General features: G+C 35.8%; 7 protein-coding genes. 5 read left to right on the top strand and 2 right to left on the bottom strand.

Annotation, left to right across the window (positions count from 1 at the left end; genetic code table 11):
• The first annotated feature begins 24 nt into the window (after window positions 1-24).
• The 3 genes from RTP52_RS10870 (at window position 25) to RTP52_RS10860 (ending at window position 8343) form a co-directional block, all read left to right on the top strand.
• Entirely contained in the window at window positions 25-765 is a 741-nt protein-coding gene (locus tag RTP52_RS10870; RefSeq protein WP_312371255.1) for a hypothetical protein, read from the top strand.
• A gap of 371 nt (window positions 766-1136) precedes the next feature.
• Complete coding sequence (locus RTP52_RS10865) at window positions 1137-5768, top strand: polysaccharide lyase family 7 protein (RefSeq protein WP_312371254.1); 4632 nt, start codon at window positions 1137-1139, stop codon at window positions 5766-5768.
• 346 nt (window positions 5769-6114) lie between these two features.
• Window positions 6115-8343: an endo-1,4-beta-xylanase gene (locus RTP52_RS10860; protein ID WP_312371252.1), complete on the top strand. Its 2229-nt coding sequence runs from the start codon at window positions 6115-6117 to the stop codon at window positions 8341-8343.
• A 213-nt stretch (window positions 8344-8556) separates the two neighbouring features.
• Here RTP52_RS10860 and RTP52_RS10855 read toward each other — a convergent pair whose 3' ends face one another.
• Both RTP52_RS10855 and RTP52_RS10850 read right to left on the bottom strand, forming a co-directional pair.
• On the bottom strand, window positions 8557-9324 hold the full coding sequence (locus RTP52_RS10855; RefSeq protein WP_312371250.1) for an alpha/beta hydrolase: 768 nt from the start codon (window positions 9322-9324) through the stop codon (window positions 8557-8559).
• On the bottom strand, window positions 9315-10058 hold the full coding sequence (locus RTP52_RS10850; RefSeq protein ID WP_312371247.1) for an alpha/beta hydrolase-fold protein: 744 nt from the start codon (window positions 10056-10058) through the stop codon (window positions 9315-9317). Before RTP52_RS10850 ends, RTP52_RS10855 begins: the two co-directional genes overlap by 10 nt.
• A gap of 221 nt (window positions 10059-10279) precedes the next feature.
• On the opposite strand from RTP52_RS10850, the gene RTP52_RS10845 reads away from it, so the two are divergent.
• Together RTP52_RS10845 and RTP52_RS10840 are read left to right on the top strand one after the other, a co-directional pair.
• Window positions 10280-11008 carry a phosphatase gene (locus tag RTP52_RS10845; protein WP_312371245.1) on the top strand — a complete coding sequence of 243 codons (729 nt, stop codon included), beginning with the start codon at window positions 10280-10282 and terminating at the stop codon, window positions 11006-11008.
• A gap of 238 nt (window positions 11009-11246) precedes the next feature.
• A partial coding sequence (locus RTP52_RS10840) for a glutamine synthetase family protein (RefSeq protein ID WP_312371243.1) occupies window positions 11247-12078 on the top strand: 832 nt, incomplete at its 3' end.

Raw genomic sequence — 12078 nt, 5'->3', positions numbered from 1 at the left:
TAAATAGCACAGGAGAAAAACACAATGCATAAAATAACAATGAAAGTCATGGACAAGGATTATAAAGTAAAAGCTGAGATGGGTGGATATAATGATGTGTGTTTACATTATCAAGAAAATTTTCAAGAAGGTGATATGATAATTTTAGAATGTAATAAAAACCCATCCTATCTTGTAATACAGTTGGATGAGACGATTGGAGAGTGTATCGTTTATTTAGCAACTAATATCATGGCTTTTGAAGTTCCACTTAGAGGGAATAAGAAAAGCTATGCTGAAGTGAGCTTTTTAGGAAAGGCCCACTCCTTATATGCAAGAGTTGCTTCTAATAAAGAGATTAGGCAATATAGAAATCTGGCTCTTAATAAGTACGATCATAAGAGCAATTTTAATTGCTATCCCCATGTAGAGATTGTTAATGAAAATGTAATTAATTCATCAAAGAGCCAATACATAACCAACAGTAATAGCGAGGAGCGCATTGAATTAAACATTCGATTTGGACGTAAAGTCAGCATAAATAAATTGGTTTTTCATAAACAAAGTAATTCTATTCAGGATAGCTTTTGGTTGGATTCCTTCCTTAAATTTTCAGATAATTCTAAAATTAAATGCGATTTAGTAAAAACTGAAGTAGGACAAGTACTTACATTTCAACAAAGAGAAGTAGAATGGATTAGACTGTGTAAGTTTATTAAGAAAAACGATGATTTTCATGCTTTCGATATATCAAATATAGAGGTTTATGGGGTGAGTGTAATTTAGGGTCTTATCTATTCCATAGAAATTTATTGTTATTTTAATTATGATTGCAGGGAGATTGTATTCCAGTGGATGGGATTATAACATGAATAAATTATTTGAGAAACATGAAATGAAAAATAGGAAAAGAATTGATTTTAGTTGAAGTTATAAGCGTGAAATACAAGAATGTAACTTTAGTGAAAAAGCATAAAAAATATCAAAATAATTAATAAAAAGGTAACAAAAATAACTATAAATAGAAAAAAGTATATATGGTGAAAATTTAATATGCACAAAAAAAGGATATAGTATATGGTATGGATTATTAATGATTTACATAAAAAAACTTATATGACATAGTAAGTTCATCAACTATAAGTAAGGAGGATTTTATGAAAAATATTCGGAGCGCAAAAAGAGTGAATGATGCGGTAAGAAAAATTTTCATTCTAACATTAGTCATGGCATTGTCGATTTCAAGTATACCAATGAGTCAGGCATATGCGGATACTAAGAAAGAAATTACCTATACGGTAAAAAGAGGTGATACGTTAGGTAAAATTGCAAAACAGTATAATACATCAGTTACACAGTTTGCAAAATTAAATAATATTCAAGATGTAAATTACATTAAAGTAGGACAGGAATTATTGATACCAGGGTTAGCAACAAAGATTGTAAAAAACCAGTCCGAACTGGATGAAGCCCTAAGTTCTAATTTGTATGGAACTATAAAAATTGAATCTAAGAAAGCAATTCGATTTAATATTTCAAATAAGAAATATAACAACATAATTCTTATTGTGAATGCTCCAAATGCATCGGTATCGAATAAAGCAACCTTTCAGCAGATTAACATTAAAGATTTAAATGAAAATGGATGGAAAGAGTTGGGTAAGAAAAATTCCTTTGTAATTGAAGCAAAGAATTTACATATGGTCATTGATAAAAGTGCCACAATAGCAAATATAACAACTGCGAAAGATGTTGATAGTTTAACAGTAAAGAATAATTCTGCAAAAAATCTTGTTGTGAAAACAAAAGATGGTTCGGTTACCATCGAGAAAAAGCAGGTAACTTATATCGTAAATGGAGAAAAAGTAGAAGCAAATCCTAAACCAACGGTTGTACCAAAACCAACAAAGAAACCAAACTCAACAAAAAAACCACAACCAACATTGCAACCAACTCAGGTACCGCAACCAACATTACAACCAACTCAGGTACCGCAACCAACATTACAACCAACACTGAAACCAACTCAGGTACCACAACCGACACAGAGGCCACAACCAACATTGGAGCCAACGCAGGTACCACAACCAACATTACAACCAACACAGACGCCATATCCAACACTACAACCGACACAGGTACCTCAACCAACGGCAGTTCCAACTCAAACGCCAGAGCCAACAAAATTATTACCATGTGATATCGCTGATTTCTCAACTTGGAAGTTACAGCTCCCAACACCGAATGAAACGATGACTGGAGTGGAAGAAATTACAGCAGATCGATTAGTTAATGGTTATGAAGGACCAAATTTTTATGTGGATCAGAACGATGGTGGTATTGTTATGAGTTCACCTGTCGATGGATTCAAAACAGCCAATACAACTTATTCACGTTCAGAACTTCGGGAATTAATTGATGGTAAAACAGCATCTGTTAACTGGTACTGGAAAGGTACTCATATTCTAAGAACTAGTGAGATGGTAACAGAGGTGCCATCCAATGGAAAAACAATCGTTTCACAGATTCATGGTATATGGCCAAATGGAGAAAATGGGCCAGTACTAATTAAAGTTCAGTATGAATATTTAACAAAAAGTGTAGGTGTATATATTAAGACAGCAGCATATAACAGTGCAGCAGATAAGAAATTCTATTTTTCTGATGTTGATTTAAATCAGCGATTTGATACCGAAATTAAGATTGTAGAAGGTGTTGCTTATGTTACAATCTCAAGTAATGGTAGGAGTGAAACCTATGCGTATGATTTTTTAGGGAATGATTCTTCTTGGGAAAGTCAATTAGGGTACTTTAAAGTGGGTAACTACGTACAAGATAGTGTGAAGGACTATGAGGGCGAAGGTGCTACGGTAAAAGTATATAAAATTGAAACATTTCATGATGATAACTTTGTAAAGCCTGTTCCAATTGAGTCTTTGGCGATGCTTCAGGACAATGTAACCATGGGTATCGGTGAGACAATGAAGTTAGAAACTCAATGTACCCCGATAGATACTGTAAATAAAGCAGTTACCTGGAGTGTAGTAGAAGGTAACGAGAATTTAGCAGTAAATAATCAGGGTGTTATTACAGCAATTGCGGAAGGTACAGCAAAAGTTCGTGCAACAAGTGTAGAAAATACTACTGTTTATACAGAGTGTAGTATAGAAATTGTAAAAGAAATTACGCAGGAAGTAAAAGCTGTATATGAACAAAATTTTGGTACAGATGCTCCTTATGACATTACAAGTGCAGATGAAATTGGTTTACTTCCAAGTGGTGCTACGAATGTAAGTGTAGTTAATGAAGATGGTAACTATGTCTTGAAATTTTTTGATAAAGATGAATCTGGTAGTGCCAAAGCCGGTATTTATTTTCCAGAAGAACTAAATAGTGTAACGGTAAGTTTTAAAGTTCGCGTAGACGAAACAGAAATTAAGGATACCAAGAATACACCATCCTATCTATATCTGTGTGTAGGTGGAAGTGATACCTGGTTAACGACTGGTAACGAAATGTTCCGTCTTAGAAATGGTTCTACTTATAATGCTGGTACACTAATGAATCATATGTGGTTATTGTCTCATGGTTATCAACAAGCAACCATGAATACGGATGCAACAAAGTTTGAACTTGGTGAATGGAAAGAAGTAACCATTATAACAACACCTGATAATGGAACGGCAAAAGGAAATATGTCGGATGTCTATATTGATGGTCTAAAAGTTGGTAGTCAGTTATCAAATAATTTTAACAGTGCCTATATAAACCAAGTTAACTTCTATTCCGGAACAAAGGACTTAATAAGTTTTTCTATTGATGATATAAAAATTTATTCTGGCGTTAAAGCACCGGAGTCTGAAAATGCAGCAGCACCAGAATCTGTCACACTTGGTATTACACCATCTATTATGGCGACTGGTGACTCAATTAGACTGATTGCTACAATAGCTCCAGACGGTGCACGGGAAGGTTTGACTTATTCTATTACTAACGGTAGTGAATATGTCTCTGTAAGTAAAGACGGACTCATCACAGCAGTGAAAGCAGGAACAGCAACCATACGAGTTGCTAGTGCATCCTATCCAGAGATTTATGATGAATGTATCATCACCGTGGTAGATAATAATACGATTGTACGTGTAGAGTCATTAACTCTAGCAGAAGATAACATCACACTTTTTATAGGTCAGGCTAAGGATCTTATTCCACAAATTACTCCAGCGAATGCAACAGAACAAGGGGTGAGCTTTGAAGTAATTAGCGGTTTTGATTGTATTACGGTATCACAAACAGGTGTAGTAACAGCGTTAAAAGCTGGTGCTGCTGTGGTACGTGTTAAAAGCTTAGATAATCCAAAAGCTTATGTGGATTGTAATGTTGCTGTTGTAAACAATGTCTCACCGGGAACAATTATATTTAGTGATACATTTAGTACGGCGTTAGATTTATCAAAGTGGGAGACTGCAACTTCCAATAATCAGTTTACTGAAAATAAAGTAGTAGACGGTGCATTACGTATGTTTGATGATAATGGTGCAGGTCAGCCTAAGGCATTTTTTGGATTTGAACCACAGGCATCAACAGTTTCTATGCAGTTTAAGATTAAAGTAACAAGAGATTTAAAAGAGGGTACAGACAAATTTTCTGCTGTTACGATTGGGTTTGGTACTGGATTGATTACATCGCAGGTAAATGAAGCATTTCGATTTAAGACAAGTGGTTCTGTATCAAACAACACCGTAACAAATGCTAGATTTGTATATAGCAATCCGGAAGGTACAAATTTCTTAGATACTGGTAAAAACTATGAGCGAAATGAATGGTATACCGTTACTATGGTTACTACACCTGATAATAGCAGTGAACGTGCGAATACAACAGATATCTATATTGATGGAGTAAAAGTAATCGATAAGGCAGTAAATAAGAATAAATTTGCAACTATTGATAAGTTTATTTTCCAAACAGGGACGACGGATTTAACAGAATACTTTATTGATGATATGAAAATCTGGACTGGTGATTATGCAGACGGTGAAACAGGAGAGAATCCGGAAGAACCAAGTCAGACTTTAATCTATGGTGAAGACTTTAATAATATCACACTAGGAGAACTACCAGTTGCCTCTAGTGAGACAAATCCATCCATTCGTCCTTCATGGAAAATAACCTCAGCAAGTGGTGCTGCGATTGGAATAGTAGACGATAGAGAAAATAATAAAGCACTAAAGTTTACAGATGATTCTGATTCTCTCCAGCCGAAAGCGTTATTAATCTTCGACAAAGCAACAGGTACAACAACAATTGAGTTTGATTTGCTTATGGAAGATGATAGAATTTATGTCGAAGGTACAGAAAAAGCATCCGTAGTTTCCATTGGAATCGGATCTACAGATATTGGTAGCCCATCATCAAAAGCTCGTGAAATGTTCCGACTTAAGACAAAAGCAAATGTAGAGGTAGTGGATGGTGTAGCTGTAGTAACGGGGAGAAAATTCTGTTATGAGCAGGAGGATAACAGCGGTAAGTATATTGATATTCCAGAAATATCGTATGAATTGAATACTTGGTATACGATAAAATTAGTGATGACTCCAGGAGAAGAGGGGACTACATCCATCTTTATTAATGGGGTTGAACTGGTAACTGACGCTTTGAACAAAAAGCCAGTGGTACCTAATACAGATCCAGCAATTACTGCAAATACCATTGATTCCTTCATTATTCAAGGTGAAAAGGCTTCTCTTGCAACATTTTGGATTGATAATGTGAAAATATATAGATAAATTTTATGATATTTTATAGAAAGCCAAAGAACGAGGTATGCTAGTACCTCGCTCTTTGGCTTTTTGTGTTACAATTCATGGATAGCTACATTCTATTGCATTTTGGATCAAGTAAATAGCAAAGCAGGATTACTCGATAAAAATAGATTAAATTGTTACTCTTTATTGTTTTTTATATACTACAGTTTGACATCTTTAGCTATATCATTAAAAATAGTAATAAATTGTAAATAATACTTTAAAAATCTTTCAACTTGTAGTAAAATAATGGTGTTACCAAAAGGACAAGCTAAGGCTTAATAAGGGGTATTAAGTCACTGTTCATTAACAATCAGGAGGTGTGTTTATGTTTTTCAAGAAACTAGTTGCACTCGCAATGGCTGTTGCCATTGTCATTCCAATGAACGTTAATAACATACAAAAGGTTGAGGCGGAAACTACGAAAGAAGCAGTAGTATATGGTAACCTAATTTATCACGACTTTGAAGCAAGCACCTATGGATGGGGACCAAGAGGTGACAAGGAAGAGGTCGTAACACAAAGTACAGAAGAGGCATATTCAGGATTACATAGCTTAAAAGTCAGTAATCGCACAAAGACATGGCATGGTGCTACCTGTGATGTGACAAAGGAACTTACGTTAGGTGAAACCTATGTATTTGGAATTTATTTAAAATACAAAGGGAGCTCTTATTCCAGCACACAAAAGTTTAGTTTGCAGTTTCAGTACAATGATGGGGTAAATGATCAGTACAAAACAATTAAGACTTCGACAGTAAATAAAGATCAATGGACTTTAATTCAAGGTGAGTATACAGTTCCAACCGATGCTACGAATGCGAAGATCTATGTTGAAACAGCATATACGAGTTCACCAACAAATCAAGATTTCTTAGAATTTTACATTGATGATTTCACTGCAACGCCAGCAACTCTACCACAAATTCAAAAAGATATTCCTAGTTTAAAGGATGTATTTTCAAGTTACTTTTTTGTTGGTGGAGCGGCAACTTCAAGTGAAATTGCACCAACTCCAGCAAAAGAATTGGTAACGAAACATTATAATAGGTTAACTCCTGGTAATGAGTTAAAGCCTGACACCGTATTAGATTACGCTGCAACCATAGCCTATATGGAAGCAAATGGTGGTAATCAGGTGAATCCTCAGGTAAATCTTAGAGCTGCAAAGACCTTACTTGAATATGCAAGAGATAATAATATTCCAGTTCGTGGACATACCTTAGTATGGCATAGCCAAACACCAGATTGGTTCTTTAAGGTAAATTATTCTACGGATTCAAATGCTGCTTGGGTTTCCAAAGAAGTGATGCTTCAAAGACTAGAAAATTACATCAAAAATGTGATGCAACTGATCTCATCAACCTATCCAACAGTTAAGTTTTATGCTTGGGATGTGGTGAATGAAGCGGTAGATCCAAATACTTCTACAGGTATGAGAAATCCAGGATCAAATAACGTAACATCTGGTAATTCTCCATGGATGCAAACCATAGGTGAGGAATATATACAAAAAGCATTTGAATATGCTAGAAAATATGCTCCAACTGGTTGTAAACTGTTTTATAATGATTATAACGAATATGAGGATAGAAAGAGTACCTTCATCTTTAATATCCTGAAAGGATTAAAGGATAAGGGCTTAGTAGATGGTATGGGAATGCAGTCTCATTGGGTTATGGATTATCCAAGTATTAGTATGTTTGAGACCGCTGTTCGTAAATATAATACCTTAGGATTAGAATTACAACTAACCGAGTTAGATATAAAGCAGCCAGACAATAGTACATCTGCATTAGCTGCTCAGGCAGACAGATATAAACTTCTGATAAATAAGGTCATTAGTTTAAAGAAAGAGGGTATGAATATTACTGGAGTTATCTTCTGGGGTGTTACGGATAAGACTAGTTGGTTAGGTGGATATCCATTATTATTTGATGGAAATTATCAAGCAAAGCCAGCATATTATTCTATCATTAATGGGATTACTCCAACTGTGACGCCATCGATAACACCAACCGTAACGCCAAAGCCAACGATAACTCCTACAATAACACCAACCGTAACGCCAAAACCGACGATAACTCCTACAGTAACACCAACCGTAACGCCAAAACCAACAATAACTCCAACACCAACCCCTACTACAGTACCAGTGGAGGGAGCAAAACCGGTGGTAGCAGTAACTACGAAAAACAATGGGAACACGATAAGCCAGCAATACACCATAAATGCACTTGGTGGTACGATTGATTTATCAAAGGTATCCATTGAGTTTACGGCCGATGGAATCATCAATCAAGAGCATAATGTTTGGGTAGATAACGCAGCGTTGCAATTAACTGTTGAACCATGGTATACACCGTTAAATGGTTATGTTTCTGGGCAGTTGACGGATCAAAAACTTGTGATTAGTATCAGTAAGAGTACGATGCTGTCAGAAGGAACCGGAAAGCTGGTAGTTGATTTACGATTTGCTAAGAAGGATTGGACGGATTTTGGTACGATATCCAATGAAGTGTTAAAGGTTTACTATAATGGAGTCAAAGTTCAATAATTAATTTTTTAGTGCTTGTTGATTCTAGATACAAGCTACTAAGGATGGATTTTCTTGAAGAATCCACATGGTTACTTGATTGTAGAGATCTTATCCGAAATCCTATCTAGTATCTGCTTAAGGATTTAATAATTTTTCTAAAATGATAACTCTAAAATCTAGCAAGGTTACACTTTACTTTCAGTGTAACCTTGTAGTTTTTTAATTCTTATATTACTTTTCCTGCTTCTGCAAATATTCTTCAAAAAACATAGTAAGCCCAAGTTCTGCGCAAGCATAGCTATGCCCCATATTTTCAAACAGATGGAATTGATAATCAAAAGGATTGTTAACGTAAGACATTAATAAGTCTCGCATCTTCTCATTATCACATCTCCATGGATCAGATTCCCCACAGGAGTGAAAAATTTTAGGTAAGACTTGCTTGTTTTCAATCAAGCTTTGTGCCAGGTATTTAATACTATACTTTGTTTTTTGGAGGTCTCCGTCACCAAATAATATCTTTTTTTGTAATGGACGGTAGGAAAAGTCCGCATCTGCCTTATCACCAGCACCGAAGGCAGCAATGTATCCAAAAGTTTCTGGATAGGTTAATCCAGCTTGGAAACATCCATATCCGCCATTCGAAAAACCTGAGACTATATTCATCGTACGGTCAGTTGGAAGTAATGGAAATATGGAGTGAATAATTTCCGGGAGTTCCTTTCCGACAAATGTTCCATAACGCTCTCCTTCTGCCATATCAATAAAGCAGGAATTATAAACATGAGGACAAAAAACTGCAAGATGCTCTTTCTTTGCTAGTTCCACTAAGTTCGTTTCCAGTGCCCATGCCATCTGATCACCACTGCTGCCATGGTAGAGCCATAGAATTCTTGGTAAGTTATTATTAACATCATAAAATTGTTCTGGCACAATCGCGAATACTTCCACTGTCATTCCTAATACTTTACTTGGTAAGTGTAATTGCATCACTGCCATGGAGCCACCTCCTCTAATGTATCGGTAGCAATTTCCGATAGTTTGCTCATTGCATGAAACATAAACTGTTTGCTTTGAAGGGACTCAAAGTGAATCTTGTTTGGGTGAGACTTAGAAAGATAGTTACTAAGTTTTAAATTTTGTTTATACACATTACTCAGCTCATTTGTAATCAGAGTTATATCTGTATCTAAGTGATCTATGGAAATTGTAGTTGGATTCCAGAGGTTTATTGTACTGTTTTTAAAGGTTTCTTGATCACCTAGCCATTTGGAAATATCATTTCCGTTTTCACTTACATAGAAGGAATCTAGATCAAACTGACCTTCTATAGCAACTGCCTTATGAAAAAAGGATGGAATGGCGAATGCTGCTAAGATAGCGGTATAACCACCGGTTCCAATACCGCTTATATACCTAGAGGTTTGCTCATTTTTTAATGGAAACCAAGTGGTGCATAGAGAAGGCAATTCGTTCGTTAAAAAGTCAAAAAAGTTATAGTTATTCTTGGTATTTAGAAATAAACTATTATTTCCTTGTGGCATGATTAACGCACAGTTACTATGCTCAAAAAATGATTCAATTCCAAGCCGAAGCCATTGGCTATGATCCATGTTTGTATCATGTAGTAAATAGAGTGAATCCATTGGAACATTCGATTCAGGAAGTAAGACATCGAAGCCAATAGGCATCTTTAATGCACTAGATTGTATCTGTGATTGTATCCATCTCATATGTGTATCCTTTCTTTTTCGATAGTAGTAATTTCTACGTCGGACTAAAATATTGGTACTTTACCAGTTATAGAACAAATTTTATTAAATTGCAATGCCTCTTTCATTCTCTCCACTTTACAACCCAGATAGAATATGAGAGAATGAAACGGATAAAAGAAAACTACTGTCTGCAATAAAAATTGCTGACGATTAGGATACAATGACTTTGGAGGACTATCATGAATGACATCTTAGACGTTCACACCCATACCTTGGCAAGCGGTCATGCATACAATACAATCAAGGAAATGGCGTTGGAAGCATCAGAGAAAGGGATCGAATTACTTGGAATAACCGAACATGCTCCAACTATGCCAGGTACTTGCCATGAATTCTACTTTCAAAATCTTCACGTGGTTCCAAGAGAAATGTTTGGTGTACAACTTCTTCTTGGAAGTGAGGTAAATATTTTAGACCATGAGGGAACACTGGACTTATCAGACCAAGTGTTAAAAAAACTAGATATTTGTATCGCAAGTATCCATCCACCATGTTACAAAAAAGCGACGAAGAGGGAAAATACAAATGCAATCGTTGGTGCAATGGAAAACCCTTATATTAATGTTATTGGTCATCCTGACGATGGAAGATACGAGCTTGATTATGAGACCATTGTAAAAAAGGCAAAAGAATACGGGGTATTACTAGAGTTAAATAACTCCTCTGTGGCTCCTGGAAGCTTTCGACCAAACTCAAGAGAAAATGACCTTACAATGCTTAAGTATTGTAAACAATATGAAGTACCAGTTATTATGAGCAGTGATGCACATACAGCATACGATATAGGAAATCATGTATATGTAAAAGACATCATAAAAGAAGCGATGTTCCCAGAAGATTTGGTAGTGAATCATTCGAAGAAAATGTTGCTTCAGATGATAGAGAATCGCAGAAAAAGCATATTATAAAATCTCACTCGATTTCCATTGACAAATTTTTGTCCGTAGTTAATAATGAATTTTAGGCAAAGGCGTCTTGGGATAGATGTCTTTGTCTTTTTTTATACAGGTGTGTCCAACGAAGCTGGACTACACCAGGAAAGGCTAGCAAATTAAAGTTTCTCTTGTTATATAAATGGAAACTTTCCGAGGGATGATTACTCACCCTATGGGATGAAATAAACAAAATATTGTTAGGAGGTAACTTATGAAGCAATATACAAAAAAGGACATTTTAAGATTAGTTGAAGAAGAGGATGTGGAATTTATCCGCCTTCAGTTTACCGACATGTTTGGTAATTTCAAAAATGTAGCAGTAACAACGAGCCAGTTGGAAAAAGTATTAAATAATAAATATATGTTTGATGGCTCTGCCATTGAAGGCTTTGTACGAATCGAAGAATCTGACATGTATTTGCATCCTGATTTAAATACCTTTGAAATCTTTCCTTGGAGACCGCAGCAAGGTAAGGTTGCAAGATTTATCTGTGATGTATATCGTACCGATGGAACACCATTTGAAGGAGATCCTAGATACATATTAAAACGTGTATTACAGGAAGCGAAAGATCTTGGTTACACATTCCATGTTGGTCCGGAATGCGAATTTTTTCTTTTTGATATAGGAGAAGATGGGTTACCAACCACAAAAACAAGGGAAAAAGGCGGTTACTTTGACGTAGGACCTATGGATGCCGGTGAAAATGCTAGACGAGAGATGGTGCTTACATTAGAAGAGATGGGGTTTGAAATTGAAGCCTCCCACCATGAAGTTGCACCAGCACAGCATGAAATTGATTTTCATTATGAAGATGGTCTAATCACCGCAGATAATATTATGACCTTAAAGATGGCTGTCCGCACGGTAGCAAGACGTCACGGTATGCATGCTACCTTTATGCCAAAACCAAAGTCTGGTGTTGATGGTTCTGGAATGCATATTAACATGTCTCTTGAAAAGGACGGGAAAAACTGTTTTTATGATCCTAGCGATAAATTAGGGTTAAGTGAAGTTGCATATCAGTTTATTGCAGGGTTAA

The organism is Lachnoclostridium sp., from assembly GCF_031997925.1.
GTDB lineage: Bacteria > Bacillota > Clostridia > Lachnospirales > Lachnospiraceae > Lachnoclostridium.
This window is presented reverse-complemented; position numbering and strand designations above follow the sequence as displayed.